We start from the raw sequence: 21,054 nt of genomic DNA, 5'->3' as shown, positions 1-21,054 counted from the left end.
CACCGAGCAGATGCTGCTTGACCTGCTCGGCAACGATGACCGTGGAGGCTATCAGCCTGTCGACAAGCAGCAGGAACCGGCCGAACCTCCCGAGTCGGGGCCGGGAGTGTCTTCGGAAGCCTCCGAGACCTCACAGCAGTCCGGCGAGGTCTGAGGGTGGATACCCACGGCGTGCCCTACGAACTCTTCCCGTTCGTCAACACGGCGCTTGCAGCCAGTTGGCAGCTGGGCGATACCTCCCTCCCGCGCGATCTCGAGGCCCACCTCAGAGCCTGCGAAGCGGTGGTGGCACACCCGCTGTTCAGGCAGGCCAGCGCGACGTGGTGTTGCGTGTGGTGGGACCGGGCGGGAGAAGCAAGGCTCCGCCGGTACCAGCGCACCCATCGTCCCGCCGATCTGTCCGCAGCCCTGGCCCACTATGAGGCCTCCGTCGTGGCCGCGCCTGCAGGATCGAGCGTCCGGACGCTGGCGATGCACAGTCTGGCGGTCGCCCTGCGCGAACGCCAGGGGCTCACGGAGAATGCCGAAGACGCCGAGCGAGCCGTGGAGATCCTGCGGGCGGCGGCCTCCGAGGCTGCACGCGGGACCGTCGTGCGGGCGATGGTTCTGCAGACCCTGGTCGAAACGCTGCTGGCTCGCGCACCGGAGGACCGGCCCTGGCGGTGGTCGCTGCACATCATCGAGGCGATCCCGGAACTGCTGGCGGAGGCGCCGGAGGATGGGGAAACACAAGCGCAGCGCGCCCGGCTCTTCAAGTACCTGGGATTCGCGCGCATTACGGCCAGCCGCGGTCCTGGCTCCGCCCAGCAGGAATTGTCTAGCGCGGTTGATGACTTCCGCGAGGCTCACCGGCTGTTGAGCGAGGCGGGGCAGCAGGACGAAGCGGAAGGCATCGCGGCGAGGGTCGTGTCGACCAGCCAGCTACTTGCCCACGCCGAGCAGCGGCAGGACAAGGCAAAGTCCCTGGAAGAGGCAATGGCCTGGGTGCAGGAGGAGAGTGACAGCCAGCGCCGCGTCGAGCGGCTCAAATACCTCCTGACCGAGGCTCCTATGGTCGGCGGCACCCCGAGAGGGGCTGCCCTTCTCCGGCTCCACCTGGCCGGGTGGCTGTTCAACGAGCTGAACACCACGACGTCCGCGGACACAGAGCTCGTGATCGGCACCGTCGAGGATGCCTTGACTGCCCTCGGACCGGAAGCCTCCGCCGAACTCGTTGCGCCGGCGCACCACCTGCTGGGGGCGGCGTACAAGGTCCGGATGACTGGGGACCGGGCGGCAAATCTTGAGGCCGCCGTGACCCACCTCGAACGCTCGCTGGAACTTGACCCCGACCAGTCCCCGCAAGACCGGGCCGAACCGCTCCTTACGCTCGCCGAGGCGCTGAAGCGCAGGCCCCGAGGAGGCCACCGGGAGAACATCGAACGCGCGCTGCGATGTGCGAACGATGCTCTCCAAGCCCGGCTCGATCAGGGGGACGACGTGGCGGAGGCCAATGCCAGGCTGGTGCTGGGCGACCTGTACAACGCGCGCATCGAGGGACGCCGTTCCGACAACAGCGACCGCGCGATCGAGGAGCTCACCCGTGCCGCCCAGCTACTCGACCCAGAGCAGCAGCGGGCCAGCTGGGGTTCCGTACAGCACAATCTCGGCGTCGCGTACGCCAACCGCCGCTGGCACGGAGCCAGCGAGGAAAACCTACGGCGGGCCATCCACCACTACCGGCTCAGTCTCAGCGCACACACCCGCGAGGACATGCCGTACGACTGGGCACTCAGCCAGCTCACCCTCGCCAACGCCTACAGCCAACTGGCCGGTGATCTCTACGACAGAGCCGCCTCAGAAGAGCATCTGCAAGCGGCAGTCACCGCCTATCTCGCCGCAGCGGAGGTCTTTGACCGGCGCGCCGATCCTCTCAGGTGGGCCGGTATCCAGGCCAATCTAGGGGCGACCTTCGTCGATCCGCACACTTCAAGAGAGCCCGATCACCGGCGGGCGGCCCGGCACTTCAGGGCCGCACTCGACGTCATCGATCGCGACTCCGATCCCTGGCTGTGGGCGTGGTGCACCAGCGGACTCGGCTCGGCCCTGATGATGAGGGCTCACGAGAGCCGCGCCCACACGGATCCCGAAGCCGCCAGTCATGAAGCAGAGGCGGAGCGGTATCTGCGAGAAGGCATGCACGCCATGGAGTCGGCCGGCACCCGTGTGGAGTGGGCACGCTCCGCTATGGGGCTTTGTGACCTCCTCAACTTCGCTCCGGGCCAGGATGAAGCCGCACGCACACAGGAGCTGCTCAAGCTCGGTAAGCGGATTCTCGAAGTGCTGGAGGACGAGGGCGTCGTGCACACCTCGTACACGGTCATGACCTTCGTCGCCGGGTCTCTTGCCCGGCTCGGTCTCTGGGACGAAGCGGCCAAGACGGGTCTTCGGGGCCTGGCATCCTTCGAGTTCAGTTACCGCGCCGCGCTGCTGCGGGCCAGCAAGCAGGTGGAATCGGTGCAGCTGCATCGGCTCACCGAAGTGACGGTGGTTGCCCTGCTAAGGACTGGCCAGACAAAGGAAGCGCTGTTGACGCTTGAGCGGGGCCGCGCCCGGGAACTCGCCGAAGCGCTCGCCCGCGACCGCGCGGACCTGACCCAGGTCGCCGAGGCCGATCCTGCCGCATACGAGGAGTACCGCGCCGCCGCTGAAGCCGCCGCGGCCATCGAGGCAGCAGAACGAGCGGTCAGCGCCCGCACCAGGTCCCGGGATCGACAGCAGCCCATCGACCAAGCCGCGGAGACCGAACAGGAACACCTCCACTTGCTCGCCGAGGCCGAGCGTGTTGCTGACCGCCTCGAGGCGGCCGTCCTCCGAGTCAGGAAAGTCGACGGGTTCGCACAATTCCTACTGCCACCCGGAATGGAAACCGTCGAGAAAGCCGTCCGCCCGCGGCAGCCACTGGTCTACCTACTGCCCGGGAGCGAGGCCACCGAAGCCCTCGTGGCCGCCTATGACGCCCAAGGAGAACTTCATATCGATGGCTGGACCCTGCCGGACCTGACCCGAGACACCGTGGCGCACCTGGCCACCGGCACTGCCGATCCGAAACGACCAGATCGGCGGCTACCGGGCTACCTAACCACCCAGGAGACGGCGAAGAAGGAATTCAAGGCCCAGTTGCCGGTATGGATGCGGTTGCTCGGCGAACGCCTCGCCGCTCCCCTTGCCGAACGACTTGTACACCTTCGCCCCGACCGCGTTGCGCTCGTCCCCTGCGGACTCCTCAGCCTTTTCCCGCTGCCCTCAGTGCCGTACGACCAGTCTGGACACTGTTTGCTCACCGATCACGAAACGGTCATGGTGCCCTCTGCTCAGGCACTCGCCGCCTCCCACGCCGCTGGGGCGGAAGGCCGCGTGCCGGGCAGTTTCACTGGGGTCGGCGATCCCACAGGCGACCTGCCATTCGCCCGGTCAGAGCTGGTTGCCGTCGCCGCACTGCTGCCGGACACCTATACCCGCACCCTCCTTCTCGGCGACGAGGCCTCGATAGCGCAGGTCGACAAAGCCGTACGGGACGCAGACTTTGTGCATTTCGCCTGCCATGCCGACTTCCGCTCCGACCAGCCGCTGGAGTCCGCGCTCGTGGTTGCGGGGGGCGCTCGTTTCACCCTCGGTGAGATTATGAGCCGCCGGGCTTTCCGCAGGGTCCGCCTCGTCGTCGCTTCCGCGTGTCGGACGGGTACGACCTCGACCGTGCTCCCGGACGAGGCGACGGGACTGGCCACCGGTCTACTGCAGGCAGGCTCAGCTGCCGTGGTCGCCTCGCTATGGAAGGTGAGCGACGTGTCCAGTGCACTGCTGATGGCCCGCTTCTATGCGCTGCTATTCCCCGCGAACGGCGAGAAGGCGCCTCCGAACCCCGCCAGGGCGCTGCGAGAGGCCCAGCTGTGGCTGCGAGCCGCAACCGCACGCGAACTTGCCCAGTTCTGCCGCAGCGTCCTCGCTACCGTCAAGACAGCAGACAATCCGACCGCCCTACGGAAAGCCGAAGCCGCACTCACCGGTGTGCTCGATCAGGACGCATGTCCCTTCGAGGACCCCTTCTATTGGGCTTCCTACGTACTCGTGGGCGCATGACTACGCCATTCAGCACCATCTTCGGGCGTCATGTGACCAATCGGACGCTCGCTCCTGCTACTCCTTCGAGTCTGTGGATGGTTGCTGTACCACTCGGAGACGAGAGCTGGAGCCGTTGAACCCTGCAGGACAGCGCGTCCTCCCGAGGGATCGGCAAGGTAGCTGGAACGCAGCGAGTCAGGTTCGGCGTCCGCCAGCAACCGTCTGATCTCCTCGATCCTCCGGGCAAGATCATCTGCGGGATCCATCAGAACTCCCTGTCGCACGCGCGTCAGCATCAGCCGCTGAGGGGTGTCGGCCTGTGCTGGGCCGAGGTGAAGCCGTTCGCCGAACAGGCGCCTCGTTCGGAGGCTGGAGTGCGCTGTAGCTGAAGTCTGCGGGCTAGTGGGCGTCCTCGTGCTCGTCATGCAGAGCACTGTTGGTGGAATGCAGCACGGTCTCGGCGATCTCGCGCACACGGTCTCTGGTGATGCCGGCGCGCTGTTCGACAGCGAGCAGGTGGTCGGTGGGTTCGAGCTCGATGAGGGGCCGCTCGCCGATCGGGCGGGTGTGGACGTTGGTCTTCAGGTTGATGGTGCTGGGGGCGTAGGTCGCCAGCTCAGTGGTGAGCCAGCCGACGTACGGCTTCTCCGACTCGCGCCCGGGCTTGTCCCACAGGTCGGCCGCCCGGGAGAAGTTCTCACGGCTGAGGGAGACCCAGACACCCCAGGAGAAGACCTCGTCGCTGCCGATGACCGGTATCTCGATCAGACCCTTGACGAAGTAGTGCTGCGCCTTGATGACGCACTGAATCCGAGGAGAGCAGGCAGCCGGGGGCATCGGCGAAACTCGGGTCCGAGACGTAGGGGGCGGCGGCGGAGTAGTTCATCGGCAGCTCGCCGTGGTGGCTGCCGCAGCACGTGCAGGTGAATCCGAGATCGCTGGTTATGGCGGGAGCCTAGCGATGCACTCGGACAGTCACGCTCTGCAGCAAAGACGCACGCCGGGTCGACGCCGGCCAGCTGACCGCGGTGGGAAGCCACAAGGACGCGAGGCGGAGGCGTTCATCACAGCGCGTTGAACTCATGATCACCTTGTGCTCTGGAATCACGGCCCTCGCTGCTGTCACTTGGTGCGGTGAACGGCCCTGGGGCAAGGAACCGATGACCGATGTGAGAGGTGGAAGGAGGCGTACGAGTAGGAGGCGAGGAAGGCTGGAAAACGATGGTGCGAGGGCAGGCGGGGCGGTCCAGAGGGGGTGTCCGGCGTCGGTACCCTGGAGCGCATGTCTACTGCTCCGGTTCGCGTTCGTTTCGCCCCGTCCCCGACCGGCATGTTCCATGTCGGTGGTGCACGGTCCGCTCTCTACAACTGGGCCGTGGCGCGACAGTCCGGCGGCACGTTCGTCCTGCGGATCGAGGACACCGACGCGGCCCGGAACAAGCCGGAGTGGATCGACGGGATCATCAACGCGCTCGCGGCGATCGGCATCCATGGCGAGGACACGGCCTTCGAGGGGCCGTACTTCCAGTCGCATAACGCCGACCGGCACCGCGAGGCGGCCCAGCAGCTCTTCGCGGCTGGCCGGGCGTACTACTGCGACTGCACCCGGGAGCAGTTGAAGGAGCGCACCGGGTCGGACCACCTCGGGTACGACGGGTTCTGCCGCGACCGGGGGCTGGCCTTCGAAGAGGGCCGGGCGCTGCGGTTCCGGACGCCGGACGAGGGCGAGACCGTCGTGGTCGACCTGATTCGTGGGGAGCCGGCGTTCCCGAACAGCGCGATCGAGGACTTCGTGATCGCCCGCGGTGACGGGTCCCCGGTCTTCTTGATCGCGAACGTGGTCGACGACCTGGACGAGGGCATCACGCAGGTCATCCGGGGTGAGGAGCACCTGTCGAACACGCCGAAGCAGCAGCTGCTGTGGGAGGCGCTCGGTACCAAGCCGCCGGTGTGGGCGCACCTTCCGGTGATCGTGAACGAGAAGCGGCAGAAGCTGTCCAAGCGCCGTGACAAGGTCGCACTCGAGGACTACCTCGCCGAGGGCTTCCTGCCCGAGGCGATGGTGAACTACCTCATGCTCCTCGGCTGGGGCCCTGGCGACGACCGGGAGATCATGCCGTACGAGGAGCTGGAGCAGCTCTTCCGGATCGAGGACGTCAACACCGCGCCTGCCTTCTTCGACGTGAAGAAGCTGACGGCGTTCAACGGCGACTACATCCGCGCCTTGGCGCCGGAGCAGTTCGCCGCCGCGTGCGCGCCGTGGCTCGTCGCCCCGTACGCGCCGTGGGCCCCGGATGCGTTCGACAAGGACGTCTTCGAGGCGGCGGCGTCGCTGGCTCAGACCCGGATTGCGCTGCTATCGGAGATCACCAGCTACGTGGACTTCCTGTTCCTCGACGAGCCGATCGAGGACGAGGCGTCGTGGAACAAGGCGATGAAGGCGGGCGCGAGCGACATCCTGTCGGACACCCGCGCCGAGCTGGCCACCGTCGAGGACTGGAAGGCGGACGACCTGAAGGCCGTCCTGCTCGCTGTCGGCGAGAAGCACGGCCTCAAGCTGGGCAAGGCCCAGGCGCCCATCCGGGTCGCGGTCACCGGCCGGACGATCGGACTCCCGCTGTTCGAGTCCATGGAGATGCTCGGCCGGGACCGCGTGCTGGCCCGTCTGGACGCCGCTAGCAAGAAGCTGGCCGCGCAGGCGTAGCCGCTGGTCAGGCGACCTTCGCGAGGAGGTCGCCCCAGGCGTTGCCGAAGTAGTTCAGGTCGAACCGGGCCAGGGCCTCGTACGCGGCCTTGGTCTCGGTTTGGCGCGCCGTCGCGCGTTCCCGGACCTGCGCCCGCAGGCGGCCGAGGTCTGGGGTCGGCTGGCCGGTCAGCGCGGCGAGGTCGCCCAGGCCGGCCACCGGGCGGATGAGGCAGGGCAGGCCGAGCAGCAGGGCCTCGGCCGCGCAACGGCTCCAGCCCTCCCGCATACGGGGGAGGAAGACGCCGACGTCGCAGGCGCAGAGCAGCCGCAAATACCGCTCACGCTCCACGTCGAAGTGCGCGCCGTCGAAGCCGATGGTGTTGCTGCCGCTGGTGATCACACGTAGCCCGGGAGCGTCGGCCAGGGCCGCCGAGACCCTCTCGATGCCCTTCCAGTGCACGGCTTTGCCCGCGTAGACGCCGATCATGTCCGGGGCCAGGCCGAACTCCGCGCGGCACTCGGCTCGGTCGAAGCCGCGTGCCCGCTCGACCTCGGTTATGTCGAAGGCGTTGTAGATCACCCGTACGTCGCGGACGCCTCGGGTGCGGAGGAAGTCGGCCCAGTACGGGGCGACGCACACTACGGCGGCGCACTGCGGTAGCAGCTGGAACAGCCGTTCCCAGAGCATGGCCTCGACGGGGGCCGAGTCGTGCTGCAACGGCTCGTAGTGGTGAAGGAGGAAGACTGTGCGGGCCCGCATCTCGGGTGTGAAGAGCAGCAGGCTCAGGTCGTCCCACACGAACGTGCCGCTGGCGTCGTCCAACGCCCGGACCGTCGGGGCCAGGCGGGCGAGGTGGCGGAGCTTGCGCCAGCGGCGGACGCGGTAGGTGCGCTTGTGGTCCGGGACCGTGCGCCACTCCACGTCGTCGGCCGTCGCCTCGTGGAGCATCCGCAGGTAGACCCGGCCGCCGGTCCGGCCGACCGCCTCCATCGAGTAGACGACCCGCTTCACGGACGTACCTCCTGTTGCTGTTGGACGTACTCGGCGTGGAGCAGCGCGTGCATGGCCTCCAGCTGGGGGCTGAGGCCACGGGCGGCTTCGGCGAGCGGGAGGTAGAAGTCCTCCAGGCTCTGGAGGAAGCGTCGGCGCCGGTCGAGGTTGGGCGAGGCGGCGAGATCGCGCAGGTTGTGGAGGCGGTCGGCGAGGCGGACGAGGAGGTCCTCGGGCGGGAGCGCGGCCTGCTTGAAGCGCCAGCGGGTCTCGTCGCCGACGGCCTTGGGGCGCTGTTCGAGGCGGTGGTCGGCCGTCATCGCCCGCAGGCGACTGGTGAACGGGGCGCCGACGTGCTGGACGAGCAGCGCCTCCGATTCGGGGGCCACTTCCAGGGCGTCGTGGAGGACGGCGAGGAGGAGGGTCTCGGGGTGGCTGCCCCTGATCTCGGTGCGCAAGAACGTGACGACGGCCAGCGGGTGTTCCAGGTACGGGGTGCCCTGGTCGCGGGTGCGGCCGTCGTAGACGGTGAGCGCGAGGGCGCCGGCGACGCGGGCGCGGGACTGCTCGTCCGTGCCCCACGCGGCGGCGCCGAGCACGGTCAGGACGTGGTCCAGGTCGATGGGGTTCATCCGCCTCACCTCGTACGGAGGGTCGTGGCACGGGGGTCGGGCACGTGGTCGGCGAGCAGCAGGGTGTCGCCGACGGCCAGGGCGTCGAGGCCTAGGTCCGCCGCCGCTGCCACGGCCTGTTCGGCGGTCCGCAGGATCGGGGTGCCCTTGCGGTTGAAGGAGGTGTTCAGCAGCAGCGGCAGTCCGGTGCGGTCGTGGAACTGCTCCAGGAGTTCACGCAGGCCCAGGTGGTCGGCGGCGACGCACTGGACGCGGGCCGTGCCGTCGTGGTGGGCGACTGCGGCGATGCGGTCCGCTCGGCACCGGCGGACGTGGGCGACACGGTTCATGAAGGGGTCGCCGGCCGACATGAACCACTCCGTGGCGTGCTCGGCGAGGACGGCCGGGGCGAAGGGGCGGTACGTGGCTCGCTTCTTGATCGCGTTGAGTCGGTCACGCGTGGCGGCGTGGCCGGGATGGGCGAGGATCGAGCGATGACCGAGTGCTCGCGGGCCGAACTCGAGCTGCCCCTGTACCCAGCCGACGATGTGGTGTTCCGCGAGCAGCGCGGCCACCGCGGGCGTCAGTCCCGGACCGAGGCCGGTAAGTGCGCGGTATCCGGTCGGCACCGCCGTCGTCGGCAGGGAGCCCGGGTCCGGGCCCCAGGCCGCGTCGGTCGGCACCGGGAGGCGCTCCTGGCCGAGCTGGTAGTGCCAGCCGTACAGCGCCGCGCCCACGGCGGTGCCCGCGTCGTGCGGGGCCGGTGCCACGAACAGGGTGTCGAAGCCGCTGTCGGCGGCCAACTGGCCGTTGAGGTGGGAGTTCAGGGCACACCCGCCTGAGAACACCAACGTCGAGCTCCTGGTGAGCCGTTGCAGGTGGCGGGCGATGTGAACAACCGATTCGGCGAAGACCTCCTGGGTTGCGGCGGCGAGGTCGGCCCGCTTGAGTTCCGGCTGCTCCGCGACGTTGTCGGCGGTCCAGGCACGGCCGCCGAGCAGCAGTGGTGTGCTGCTGTCCGCCGAGCCCCAGGGGTGGTCGATGCGGACCTCGCCGTCGTCGCCGAGCTGGACTAGGTCTCGGATCTGGGCTCCGTAGCGCTGGGGATCGCCGAAGGACGCCAGCGCCATCATGCTGCCCTCGGGCTCGTCGCCGGGAGGGATAACTCGCCGGGCGAGGTTCCGGTAGAGGTGCCCGAGGGAGGAGTGGACGCGCCGGGGCCCCGCCGGGCTGGGGACGACGGTCGGGATGCCCTGGTGGAGGCGGTCGATGCGATCGGGTCGCAGGTCGTACCCCGTAATGCGCTCGCGGCCCGGGCCGAAGTCGGAGCCGAGGGAGGAGCCGCCGGCGTCGATGACGAGGCCCGCCGCGTGGTCGTGGCCGGAGAGCAGGTAGCCGGAGAGCACGTGGGCCGTGTGGTGGGAGAGGAGGCGGAGGTGTTCGCCGAGCGGGGCGGGCAGGAGGGCGGCGAGTTCGTCTCGCTCCTCGGCCAACCACCAGCCAGCGGCGGGGTTGGGGCGCATGGAGGCGGCCCAGACGGCGTCGATGTCCTGGGGTTCGAGGCCGGCGGCCTCCAGACACCACTGGAGCGCGCGGGTCGGGGCGGTGAGCGTGCCCTTGCGGGTGGGGTGGTTGTGCTTGACGCCGCTCCAGCGTTCCTCTTCGGCCGCGTAGAGGCGGCCGTCGACGACTAAGGCGGCGCTGGTGTCGTGGTGGAAGTTCAGTCCGAGGACTGCGGGCATGGTGGTGTACCTCCGGTCTGGAGTCAGACGGTGAGGGCCGGGGCAGGGAGGAGGGCGGCGCCGGAGTCGGTGTACTCGTGGCAGCGCAGGCAGAACCGGAAGTGGTGGCCGCGCGGCGCGAACACCTTGGCCTCGAAGGCCTCGTCCCAGATGCTGAACTCGCTGTCGTCCTTCGCCATGGCGTTGAAGCAGCGGTAGCAGGAGCCGTCCATCTCGATCATCAGGTGCTGGTCGAGGTAGCGGTCGCAGATGCCGCGCAGCTTGTTCGCCGGCTGGCCGACATCGACGTGGTGCACGTGGTTGGTGACGTGGATGGCGTCGTACCTGTCGCACAGCATCGCGAGCTGCGTGAGGCGGGTGGAACTGATGCCTTCCAGGACGCTGTTGATGACCACGGTCTTGCCTGCCTCGCGAAGGCGGGGAACGACGGCATGGACCTCGTCGTAGTTCTCGTGCTCGTCGTCGCAGCCGATGAGGACTTGGTCGTACGAGCGGAGAGTGGCCTCCATGATCCGCTTGTTGCGGGCCAGGGTGATGGCGTTCGTGCCCAGAACCATGACCTTGTCAGGCAGGCGGGTGCGGGCCGCGTCGCTGAGGGCGGGGAAGTCCCGGTGCACGGTGGGCTCGCCGCCGTTGATGTGCAGCTGCTGGAAGGGGATGGTCTCCAGCCGGGCCAGGATGGTGGAGAACAGCTCCATGGACATGTTCTCGCCCTGGGCGCCGTCGGCGAAGATGCAGAAGTCGCATGACCGGTTGCACTTCGTCGTGATCTTGATCTTCGCCGTTTTCAGGGCGCGGGGCAGGGGCGCACGCGCGTGCATGGCTGGACTCCTTGTGTCAGGGGTGGACGTCAGCGGGGGTGAGGCTGAGGAAGTCCTGCACGGTGGACTTCTGCCGGTGCCAGAGCGCGAGGGTCGCGCGCAGGGTGCCGGCGGTGGTCGGTCCGGTGGGGATCAGTGCCACCATCCGGGCGGCCAGCCGCTGGGCGGGGGTGCTCTCGTCCTCCGCGAGCGCGTTCAGGGTCTGCGCGGCGGCTCGGAGTTCCTTCGCCTCACGCCGGATCAGGTAGTCGGTCGCCACGCCGGGCGGCGGGTCGAGGTAGTACAGCCAGCGGGCGACACGGACACGGAGCATCCCGGCGGTCATCACCCAGTCGGTACGGGCCCGCTCCTCGATCCTGCTGGCAGTGCTGGCCGCGTCGGGAACACGGCGCATCGCAGCCTCTAGGGCGACATGGGCGGTGCGGAGCAGGTGACGCGGACTCCGCGGACGGGCATCGGGTCGGTCTGCGGCGTGCCCGAGGAACAGGTCGGCGTACCCGTCCAGCCCGTCCGGCCGCCACTGGGTGAGGGCGGCCGTCTTGCCGGGGCAGCGGGTCCGTGTCGCGAGCGCGGCTGCGGCGAACCAGCACGGGGCGAGGTAGTGCCAGGCCACGCAGTGGCGCCGGTACGCGGCGATGTCCTCGACCACGTTGTCGGTGCTGTCCGCCGCCAGTTGGTACCTGCCGTCCAGCCGCCCGTGGAGGATTCCCCGGTAGAACCGCTCGTCGACCTCGCACCACGGAGCCATCTGTGCCCGGGACTTCCAGCGCTGGAAGTCCCGGGCGCTCCCGCTGATCAGCGACCAGGTCGCGAGCTCGGGCGCGGAGACGAGCCGGTCGTCCGCCTCGGCCACGGTGAACGCGAAGCCGGGCGGGTGCTCCAGGAGACGCCGGTGGGAGACCTCCCGGCCGACCGCGGCGGTGTGCGCGGCGGCCAGGCGGTGGTTCCACTCCTCCCAGTCGGCCGGGGCCTGGGAGAGGAGCACCCGTACGTCGATGTCGGAGTGGGGAGCCAGCAGGTCGGCTGGCTGCCACTTGTGGGTGAGCATCACCGCGCCGATGCCGTGGGCGTTCAGCTCGCGTTCGTACAGCGCTCCGAGCCCCGGGTACAGGGGCGGCGCCTCAACCATGACCATCACCGCTCTCCAGTGGAGGCGCGGGAGCAAGCGGGCTGGGCCGCGTTCGTGGTGAGGAGGGGGAGCAGGGGCAGGACCGGGGTGCCTTCGGGGCGCTCCATCCGGTCCCAGCGCAGGTCGTAGTCGACGTAGTGGAAGCCCTGCCACGCGCCGTTGGTGTTGCGGTCGAGCATTGCCTGGAAGAGGTGCGCGAAGGCATCGCCGAGGGTGGCGTCGGCGAGGTGGGGCTTCAGGGGGATGTCATGGTTGTGGAGGATGCAGGGGCGGGCAACGCCCGTGGGCGTGATTTTGATGCGGTTGGCGTCGGAGCAGGTGGCGCAGCTGGAGTTGGAGATGAAGCCGATCGAACCGGCCCAGCCGCCAGGGCGCAGGTACTGCCCGGGGCTGCGTACCCCGAGTTCGTCCCTGCGTACCTCGCCGGCGTTCGCGAACCACTCGTGGAGACGGTAGCGGACCTCCGCCTCGCTGATGAACTCGGTCTCGAACAGCGCCTGCGCGGGGCCGATGTTCTGGAGCTCGATCAGGCGGACGGCGATGGGCAGGTCGCGGGCGAGCTCGGCCACGGCGAAGGCGTCGTCCAGGTAGGTGCGCTGGAGAACGCAGTTGATCTTCACTCGCAGGCCGAGGGAGAGAGCCGTGTCGAGGGTGCGCCGGGTGCTGCGTGGGTCGCCACCGCCCATGATCTCGGCGGATCGGGTGGGGTTGAGGCTGTGGAGGCTGAGGTTGAGGTACGTCAGGCCGGCGCGGTGGAGCTTTTCGACGCTCAGGCCGCGGCGCAGGTTGCCGTGGCTGGTCATGCCGATCGCGGCGTCGGGCCCGAGGCCGTCGGCGAGGCCCGCGATCACGTCGAGGATGTCCGCCCGGAGGGTCGGCTCGCCGCCGGAGCAGTGAGCCTTCTTGACCTTCCAGGCACCGGCCTCGGCGGCGATGGCCGCGTAGTCGGAGGCGGTCAGGGGACGGTCCTTGTGCCCGTAGTCCGGCATGCAGCGTGGCTTGCAGAACACGCAGTCCAGGTTGCAGAGCGAGTTCAGGGTGAAGGCCAGGTAGGGGTGGTTGCGGCCGGTCGCGGCGAAGGCGGCGGCGAGGTCGTGGTGGCGCGTGGTGGGCATCGGTCAGCCTCCTACGAAGGGAGAGCGGGCAACGGGTACCTCGGCCAGGCCGTTAAGCGGCTGGTCGGTGAGGTAGCGGCACAGGTTGTCGGCGAAGAACGCGACCGCCTCGTCCATGTACCTGCGGCTGAGCGTGGAGCTCTTCGGCGTGAGGACGACCCGGGGGTGGAGCCGCAGCGGATGGCGGGCGGGCAGCGGTTTCGGGTCGAAGACATCCAGGGCGGCGCCGCGAAGGCGGCCGGCGTTGAGGGCGGCTAGGAGCGCCGCCTGGTCGACGGTCGCCGCGCGGCCGAGGTTGAGGAAGACGGACTTCGGCTTGAAGGCGGTGAAGAGGTCGTGGTCGAAGAAGCGGTCGGTGGCCCGGGTGGCGGGCAGCAGATCGACCACCACGTCGGCGACGGCGACCGCTTGGTGCACCGCCGACGTGTGCATCCACGTGATCCCGCTCTCGGCGGTCACAGGCGGTGTCCGCCGTACGCCGATGACGTCCATGCCGAAGGAGCGGGCCGCACGAGCGAGGTGTTCGCCGATGCTGCCGCAGCCGACGATGGTCATCGTCGCCCCCGCCAGGTCGAAGAACTCCTCGGCCAGGTCGTCCTTCCACCAGGTCCGGTTCCGCTGGGCGAGCTGGCTCATGAACAACCCGCGTGAGAAGCCCAGGACCATCCCCATGGCGTGCTCGGCCATGGGCCTGCCGTGGAACCCGTACGAGCGGGTCAGCGCCACCCCGACGGAGTGAGCCCCGGCGACGGGCAGATGATCGGTGCCGGCGGCCGGGGAGGCGATCCACCTCAGGTGAGGTGCGCCGAACAGCCACGACGGTTTGAACGTCCAGCCGAAGTAGACGTGTGCCTCGGCGAGCTGGTGCGGGACGACCTCCTCGGTCGCCGTACGGAACTCGACGTTCGGGAAGGCGGCAGCGAGCGCCTGCTCGTGCTCGGCGGACAGCCGCCAGAAGGAGTGTGGGGACTCCAGACTGATCAGCACCACTGGGCGGCTCATCGGACCCTGTCCTCTGCGGTGGGCGATGGCGCAAGGGCCCACGGAGCGATACGACCGATGACGGAGCCGATGCTGGCCCCGTAGTCGTGGCGCGAGCGCACCAAGGCCGCCCCGGCGTTCCGGAGCCGCTCGCGTTCTCGGGGCAGGGAGGTGAGGGCGCGGTGAATGGCGGAAGCCAGGGACCTGGAGTCCCGTGGCGCGGCGGTGAATCCGGTCTCACCCTCGACGACGGTCTGGGCCAGTCCGCCCGCGGTGGTGGCGACGACCGGGCCGGCGCCTGCCGCGAACGCCTCCAGGGGTATCCGCCCGAATGGCTCCTCACGCGAAGGAACGATGACCGCACGCAGTGCCGGGCTGTGCAGCCAGGCGCGTATGGCGGGAGTGAAGCGGGTGATCAACGTCGTGTCCAAGCCGTACACGCGGATGGTTGCGGCCAGGTCCTCCTGGTACTCCGTCGGGCGCTCGTGATCCTCCGAGGTCACGGCCGCCAGCACCAGGTGCGGAACGCGGATCCCACGCGCCCTCAGAACGTCCAGGGCCTCCAAGAGGTCCTCGAACCCCTTGCTGGGCACGGCGCGTCCCATAGCCAGAAGGAATCCCGCCCGGGCGTTGAAGGGCAGGGGCGGCACATTCGCCGGCCTGGTCATCTCCTCCGGGATCAGCCCGTTCGGGATGCTCACGATGCTTGCCCGTGGGACGGCGTAGCTTACGACGAGGTGGCCTCGCATGTGGGTTGAGATAGCGCCGATCCGCCCGCCTCGGACCGTCGCCGCCCGCAGGGCGTCCCGCTCCCATCGGACTCGGGACATGTCCTTGGGCCTCGTCAGGGCGGTCGTGGAGCGAGGCACGAGCAGCAGGTCCATGGACGGCGACGCGTAGGGAGCCAGCCCGAGGAACGGGATGTCGAGGCCGATGAGAAGGCACCGGCTCGCTCGATCAGCGATGCGTACCGCAGCCTCGCCTGCCAGGTCGCACAGCTGTACGGAGCCGTGGATCGAGTCCGGCGCCGCTTGGACCTCCGGGAGCGTGATGACGTCGGCCTCGGCCTGCCGCAGCATCTGCTGGACCTCGCTGGCCCAACGCCGGTCGTGTGCTCCCGCTGTCTCCGGCACGTGCGGGGTGATGACGGAGAGGCGGCCCGGCGGCAGCAGGCGGGCGAGGGCCGTGAGGAAGGCGCGATTACTGAAGCCCGTACCCGACGCCGCGCCGTAGAAGCCCTCGTGGAGCGCGACGACGACACGGGGCTGGCGGACCAGCTCCGGTACGGCCGTGGGCGGGGGTGGTGGAGTCGCATGATCGATGCGCACCGTGTGGTGCCTCCTTCGAAGACGGGGTGTCGCGGGCGTGGACATCAATGGGTGCCGTCGGTCGAGAGGCGGCCGCGTGTGAGTCGGCACCAAGCACGGGTGCCGTGGGTACCGGTCGTCAGCGACCAGGCATCGGCCAAGGCCTCGACGATGACCAGCCCTCGTCCCGACTCGGCCTCCTCCTCGGAAGCCGGAGGAGAGGAGGGCGCGGGGTCAGAACAGCCGCCGTCGGTGACCGTGATCTCGACCTCCAGGCCGCCGGCGGTCTGACTCCGGAGGTCGACGCACAGCACCAGAGGCGGCCTGCCCGAGGCGAACGCGTTCGTCGCGAGCTCCGACGTGATCAGACGGGCGTCATCGAGCAGGTCCGCTTCGGTGCCGTGGAGTGCTACGGCCACAGCGTCCCGGGCGACCTCGGCCGCCTTCGGCCCGTACGGCAGATCCGTGATCAGCGTGGTCGCGCCGCCGTCGTCGGTGTGCCCGTGCCCCGGGACGCAGGCCGGACGCTCGGTGTCGTGGTCCAGCACACTGCCGAGACGGCTTCGGGAGGTGCTCGTGCGGTGTCTCAAGGCCCACCTCTTTCTCCGTCGGCACCGAGGGCGGCGCCTTCCGCCGGGATCCAAGAACACCGGAGGAGGCGGGTCGCGCAGGACCCGATCAACGGGTCAACTCGGTCAACTTCCTTGAGAAGGAGGTGAATCAGCCGTCCGAGGGCGTCACCATGAGGGGGCGCGAGAAGTGATGGATGAACCACTGGGGCAAGAGGTGGTCGCACGTGGCATCGCAGGCAGGGCAACCCAACGATGTACTGGCGGGGTGCCTGGACGAACTCGGATGGAGTCCCAAGGCGCTTGCTCGCAAGCTCAACAGGGTGTTCGGAGCAGGGACGGTGGCCGAATCGGCCCCGTACCACTGGCGGGACTCCGGCTCACTGCCGCGCTCGCCGTTACCGATGATGGCCGCCTACGTGCTCTCCCAGGAACTGGGTAGACCTGTCTCGGTGACCGAACTCTGGCAGAGCCGCGTGGGCGACTCCTCAGCCCTCGTTCCTGCGGACACGGATCTCGCGCGGCCCTGGACCGTGCAGGGTATGGAGGCGATCGTGGAGGACTGGGTGATGGGAGGGCTCGTCGACCGACGCCGGTTCCTCGCGATCTCGGGTGCGGGGCTTCTCGCGATCGTCGCCCAGTACCTCGACGGCACCGCGGGGCGCGGTCAGTACGCGCCCCGGATCACGCCGTCTGTGGGCGCCGATCCGCTCGTGGACCAGGTCGAACAGCACCTGCCCATGCTCTCCGCGCTCGACGACGAACACGGAGGGGCACGTCACCTCCCTTATGTGGGTGCCCAGTTCCGTGCGGTCGGGCTGCTGATCCGAGAAGGCGGTCACGCTCCCGCCGTCGCGAGCCGCCTCATCCGCGCGCTCGCGGAGATCGGCCAGCTGGCCGGCTGGATGGCCTTCGACGCCGCCGATCACGGCCTGGCGCAGCGCTACTTCGCCACCGCGCTGCGGGCAGCACACCAGGTCAACGACCTGCCTCTTTGCGCCCACATCCTCGGCGACCTCTCTTTCCAGGCGGCGAGCCGGGGGCACCCCGCGGACGCCATCGCCCTCGGCGAGGCCGCCCGCCGCGCCAGCGACGCTGCCCCGCCGGCCGTCCGGGCATCCGTCCTGTCGCGACTTGCCTACGCGTACGCAGCCGCAGGCCGTGACAACGACTTCGCCCACACCCGCGGAGCCGCCCGCGACCTGATCGCCAGCCGGGACGGTAGCCAAGAGGAGCCTCGCTGGATGTACTTCCTCACCGACAACCACCTGGACTGCCAGGCCGGTTACGGCCTCGTTCAGATGGGCCGCGCACAGCTGAAGGCAGACGGCGGAACGAGGGGACGACGGTTCCTCGCCCAAGGTTCGGAGATGCTCCGCTCTGGAGCGTATGACGTCCCGCGCGGCGACCCCAGCCAGCGCAGGGCTCTGTTCGAGGGGGCTTGGCTGGCCTTGGGACACAGTGCTCACGGTGACCTGGAGGCGGCCTGCGAGATCGGCCAGATCGCTGCCGACCGGCTCGACGTGGTGCGGTCGCCTCGCAGTGCGGCCCTGCTCCACCAGCTCGCCGCAGACCTGCGCCGTCGACAGCGCAACTCCCACGTGCGCAGCTTCCTGCCGTCCCTGGAGCACGCCCTCGCCGAACACGCACCGTCGACGCCACCTGGCCGTTAGGGTCAGGATCATGACCGCAGGGGAGCGTGTTGTCGTTGTCGGGGCTGGGGTGGCAGGGCTCACCACCGCCGTCGTTCTCGCCGAGGCGGGAGCCACGGTGCATGTGATCGCCGAGCAGGTGCCGGGCGTCACGTCGCTGGCGGCGGGGGCGATGTGGGGGCCGTACCTGGTCGAGCCGAAGGACAAGGTCGACCAGTGGGGGCAGCGGTCCCTGGAGATCTTTCGGAAGCTGGCGGAGGACCCGTCTACGGGTGTCCGGCTCACCAGCGGCATCGAGGCGTCCCGCACGGCCGAGGCCCCGCCGGACTGGGCCACTACTCTGCCCGGCTTCCGGCCGTGCGAGCCGGCCGAACTGCCGACTGGCTTCACTGCGGGCTACCGGTTCACCGTGCCACTCATCGACATGCCCGCTTACCTCGACTACCTCCTGCGCCGGCTCGATGTTGCTGGAGGAACGGTCGAGCGGCGACGCCTGGACTCGCTCACGGACGCCGGCCCGGCCCCCGTGATCGTCAACTGCGCCGGACTGGGCGCCAAGGACTTGGTCCCGGACCCGGACCTTCAGCCCATCCGCGGCCAGCACGTCGTCGTCACCAACCCGGGGCTGACCGAGTTCTTCTCCGAGGACACCGGCCTCTCGCCGGACCTGCTGTGCTTCTATCCCCACGGCGACACCGTCGTCCTGGGCGGCACCGCCATCGACGCCGAAGGCGACCTCGGCCCCGACGACAAGGCGGCGGCCAGCATCCTGGCCCGCTGTACCGAGGTCGAACCTCGTCTTGCCGAGTCACGCGTCTTGGAACACCGAATCGGTGCCCGGCCGACCCGTGCCATGGTCCGTGTGGAGGCGGAGCTGCAGGGGGACGGCCATGTGGTCGTGCACAACTACGGGCACGGAGGCGCCGGCGTCACGCTGTCGTGGGGATGCGCGGAAGAAACTGGTGGGTTGCTGATCGCCCAGTGACGGAGCGTTCGAAGGACTACGGCTGAGTCGAGCTGGACGTGCGGCGTTGAGGGCGACTGTGCATCATCTTCGCCAGCACCGATATGTGTGACCGGGACCAACCACTTCCTCAGCGCCAAGGGTCAGTCCCCGGCGAACTGCTGATTATGGAGGTCACGTCGCCCACGATGACACGGCCCCGGGATCCCGACCTCTACGACGTTCTGCAGCTCACGTTCGGCTGATCGGCAGGAGCCGCCGGAGCCAGGGGTGGTCGGGCGCGATCATGGTGATCGCGTCCGCCAGCCAGGCGCGCGCCGGAGCATCGAGCAACGGCAGTGCCGCTTCGAAGTCCGCCTCGTCCTTGTCTCGGGTCGACTTCGCCTTGTAGAAGAGCTGCACCTCGGGCGCGAGATAGGGGATGCCCGTCTCGTTCGTCCGCCCGAGCTGGTCGATCGGTAGCCGGATCGCTGGGTCTCGCCGCGAGACCCAGTGGCTGCTGTCAGCCTCGTCCAGCATGAGCTGCACCGACCAGGGCGCCTCCGGCTTTCGCCGGCACCAGATGTCGTGGAGCGGCTGCCGAAGGATCTCTCCAGGACGCCACGCTCTCAGTTTCCCCTGGCCGGGCGGGTCCGCCACGTACAGGTCCCAGCTGGCCAGCAGTTCCCGTACGCGGGCCTGGTCACGCCGGAGGACCAGGACGTCGAGATCGCTGTGTGCGCGCAGCTCGCGTCCGACCGCGAGTTCGATCGCGTAACCACCGGCGATCCACCACGGGAAGTCCGCCTCGGCGAAAATCGTGGCCACATCCTCGGGACGATCCGGCACCCAGCGTCTCAACACCTCAGCACTCACCCGCCCATACTGCCAGTTACCCGACAGGTGAAAGCCAAGGCCGGCTGCGGGTCGGGGGTCTCGCGGACCCTGCCGGTGATCCCCCGCAGGGGCGCCCCAACATCAAGGGCCTGGGAGGGATCCGCTACGTCCTGGACCAGTCATTCGCCCTGCTCCACCAGCCGTCTGGGAATGACGATCCGAGCTCCACGACGCCTTGGTCTCGTTGGCGTGCAGCCACATCTGCTGGAGATGCCTCAGAAAGACCCGCCCGTGATCCGTTTACGAGTTCCCAGGTTCCATGATCGCTGTCCCACGCCGGGCATCGACCTCTACTGTCCATCTCATGCATATGGACGCAGAACGGCTCGCAGGTTCCTCGCGCAAGTGGATGACCGCCGCGTTCGCGGCCCTTTCTGATGGGCCGCCCTCGGAAGACATGGCGGTCCATCACGCGGGTGTGGCCACCGAGCATCTCCTGAAGGCGTTCCTCGTCAGGCTGCACCCGACGCTGATAGTCGACGGCAGGGACTTCAATTCGATGCTCTACGCCGCGGGGCACGGCGCGCTCCTTCAGGTTCGGGGGTCTCAGGTCAAGACGATCCAACTCGGTGAGGCGTATGACCGAGTGCAGAAGATTCTGAAAGGCAAGATCCCCCCGAAGCCCAAGGTTTGGCCGCTTGCTGATGCACGCAATGGTGTTGCCCACTGCGGGTACCACGACCGTGCAGAGGTGAACGTGGTCTTCACCGACTGCATTGCGGTGATCGATCAGCTGCTTGTTGAGCTTGCGATTGGGCCCGACTACTGGGGTGACTACAAGGCGCTGCACGACAAGCTGCTCGGCGAGGAGGTGGAAGCTGCTCGTGTTCGGTTGGAGGGCAAGCTTGCCAGAGCCCGGCGCGTCTTCGCGGAGCGGTATGGACACATCAACGAGAGGGATCGGGAGCTCGTGCTGGCCACCGTTGCTCGCGTGACCACTCCGGGGTTCATCGGCGAGTACTCCGCGTCGGCAGCCTGTCCTGCGTGCTCGTCACCGGGCTCGTTGATGGGTCACAACTCCGTAGATGAAGAGAGGTGGACTGTCGTGCTGACACCCAGCATCTTTCGGTGCTTTGTCTGCGACCTTCGCCTTGAGCTGGGGGAGCTTGACCTGCTGGTCGTACCCCTTGGAGGCGACGTCGACGTGGACGTTTCGCCCGAGGACTACTACAACGAGTTCGAACCAGATGAGGAATACGAGCCCGATGGCGACGACGAACCGGACGGCGACGACGAGCCGGACTATAGTGCGCGGCTCCGCGCCTACAGGAAACGGTGACGACCTCGTGACAGGCAAGGCTGGGGCGCGAGGGAGCCCCGCTCGATCTCCCACAAGGGCGTACCGAACATCAAGCTCCTGGGTGAATTGAGGAGATGCGGGGGCGCAGAGACGGTCACAACAACGCTGATTCTTTGGGCTATTGGCGCGTGATGATGACAGCCTACGGCGTCAAGGGCTTCGCCCGGTACGTACCTTGACCAACGGCAGCACACGATGAGGGAGCGAGT

Annotated in this window: 15 protein-coding genes and 1 pseudogene; 5 read left to right on the top strand and 11 right to left on the bottom strand. The window is 68.6% G+C overall.

The genetic code is table 11. The features are described 5' to 3' along the window. Positions 1-171: 171 nt before the first annotated feature. Entirely contained in the window at positions 172-4,119 is a 3,948-nt protein-coding gene (locus OG361_RS07235; protein ID WP_405852511.1) for a CHAT domain-containing protein, read from the top strand. A 381-nt stretch (positions 4,120-4,500) separates the two neighbouring features. Here OG361_RS07235 and OG361_RS07230 read toward each other — a convergent pair. Next, a pseudogene (locus OG361_RS07230) lies at positions 4,501-4,987 on the bottom strand (DUF2199 domain-containing protein). A gap of 444 nt (positions 4,988-5,431) precedes the next feature. On the opposite strand from OG361_RS07230, the gene gltX reads away from it, so the two are divergent. Beyond that, positions 5,432-6,805 carry a glutamate--tRNA ligase gene (gene gltX, locus OG361_RS07225; RefSeq protein ID WP_405862127.1) on the top strand — a complete coding sequence of 458 codons (1,374 nt, stop codon included), beginning with the start codon at positions 5,432-5,434 and terminating at the stop codon, positions 6,803-6,805. A gap of 7 nt (positions 6,806-6,812) precedes the next feature. On the opposite strand, the gene OG361_RS07220 is transcribed toward gltX, so the two are convergent. Genes OG361_RS07220 through OG361_RS07180 form a run of 9 tightly spaced genes read right to left on the bottom strand, consistent with a single transcriptional unit; the run spans position 6,813 to position 16,074 of the window. After that, the gene (locus tag OG361_RS07220; protein ID WP_405852510.1) at positions 6,813-7,799 is read right to left on the bottom strand and encodes a glycosyltransferase; all 987 of its coding nucleotides are present in this window, start codon (positions 7,797-7,799) and stop codon (positions 6,813-6,815) included. Further along, the gene (locus tag OG361_RS07215; protein WP_405852509.1) at positions 7,796-8,410 is read right to left on the bottom strand and encodes an HD domain-containing protein; all 615 of its coding nucleotides are present in this window, start codon (positions 8,408-8,410) and stop codon (positions 7,796-7,798) included. Before OG361_RS07215 ends, OG361_RS07220 begins: the two co-directional genes overlap by 4 nt. A 5-nt stretch (positions 8,411-8,415) precedes the next feature. After that, positions 8,416-10,131 carry a carbamoyltransferase C-terminal domain-containing protein gene (locus OG361_RS07210; RefSeq protein WP_405852507.1) on the bottom strand — a complete coding sequence of 572 codons (1,716 nt, stop codon included), beginning with the start codon at positions 10,129-10,131 and terminating at the stop codon, positions 8,416-8,418. A gap of 23 nt (positions 10,132-10,154) precedes the next feature. Beyond that, positions 10,155-10,952 (bottom strand): radical SAM protein, encoded by a 798-nt coding sequence (locus OG361_RS07205; protein WP_405852505.1) that lies wholly within the window; start codon positions 10,950-10,952, stop codon positions 10,155-10,157. Positions 10,953-10,968: 16 nt separating this feature from the next. Further along, the gene (locus OG361_RS07200; protein WP_405852504.1) at positions 10,969-12,087 is read right to left on the bottom strand and encodes a hypothetical protein; all 1,119 of its coding nucleotides are present in this window, start codon (positions 12,085-12,087) and stop codon (positions 10,969-10,971) included. Further along, positions 12,087-13,196: a radical SAM protein gene (locus OG361_RS07195; protein ID WP_405852503.1), complete on the bottom strand. Its 1,110-nt coding sequence runs from the start codon at positions 13,194-13,196 to the stop codon at positions 12,087-12,089. The genes OG361_RS07200 and OG361_RS07195 overlap by 1 nt, the downstream gene beginning before the upstream one ends. 3 nt (positions 13,197-13,199) lie before the next feature. Then, complete coding sequence (locus OG361_RS07190; RefSeq protein WP_405852501.1) at positions 13,200-14,198, bottom strand: D-2-hydroxyacid dehydrogenase; 999 nt, start codon at positions 14,196-14,198, stop codon at positions 13,200-13,202. Then, positions 14,195-15,505: a glycosyltransferase family 4 protein gene (locus OG361_RS07185; RefSeq protein ID WP_405852500.1), complete on the bottom strand. Its 1,311-nt coding sequence runs from the start codon at positions 15,503-15,505 to the stop codon at positions 14,195-14,197. Before OG361_RS07185 ends, OG361_RS07190 begins: the two co-directional genes overlap by 4 nt. Positions 15,506-15,549: 44 nt before the next feature. Then, entirely contained in the window at positions 15,550-16,074 is a 525-nt protein-coding gene (locus OG361_RS07180; RefSeq protein WP_405852499.1) for an ATP-binding protein, read from the bottom strand. A 206-nt stretch (positions 16,075-16,280) separates the two neighbouring features. On the opposite strand from OG361_RS07180, the gene OG361_RS07175 reads away from it, so the two are divergent. Beyond that, positions 16,281-17,726: a carph-isopro domain-containing protein gene (locus OG361_RS07175; RefSeq protein WP_405852497.1), complete on the top strand. Its 1,446-nt coding sequence runs from the start codon at positions 16,281-16,283 to the stop codon at positions 17,724-17,726. 10 nt (positions 17,727-17,736) lie between these two features. Continuing rightward, positions 17,737-18,690 carry an FAD-dependent oxidoreductase gene (locus tag OG361_RS07170; RefSeq protein ID WP_405852495.1) on the top strand — a complete coding sequence of 318 codons (954 nt, stop codon included), beginning with the start codon at positions 17,737-17,739 and terminating at the stop codon, positions 18,688-18,690. A 210-nt stretch (positions 18,691-18,900) separates the two neighbouring features. Here OG361_RS07170 and OG361_RS07165 read toward each other — a convergent pair whose 3' ends face one another. Beyond that, entirely contained in the window at positions 18,901-19,524 is a 624-nt protein-coding gene (locus tag OG361_RS07165) for a nucleotidyltransferase domain-containing protein (RefSeq protein ID WP_405852494.1), read from the bottom strand. Between the two features lie 325 nt (positions 19,525-19,849). Between OG361_RS07165 and OG361_RS07160 the strand changes: the two genes are divergently transcribed. Further along, complete coding sequence (locus OG361_RS07160) at positions 19,850-20,824, top strand: hypothetical protein (protein WP_405852493.1); 975 nt, start codon at positions 19,850-19,852, stop codon at positions 20,822-20,824. Positions 20,825-21,054 lie beyond the last annotated feature (230 nt).

It is taken from the genome of Streptomyces sp. NBC_00090, assembly GCF_045160815.1.
Classification (GTDB): domain Bacteria; phylum Actinomycetota; class Actinomycetes; order Streptomycetales; family Streptomycetaceae; genus Streptomyces.
Note: the sequence above shows the minus strand (reverse complement) of the source record. Positions and strands in the feature narration are given on the sequence as shown.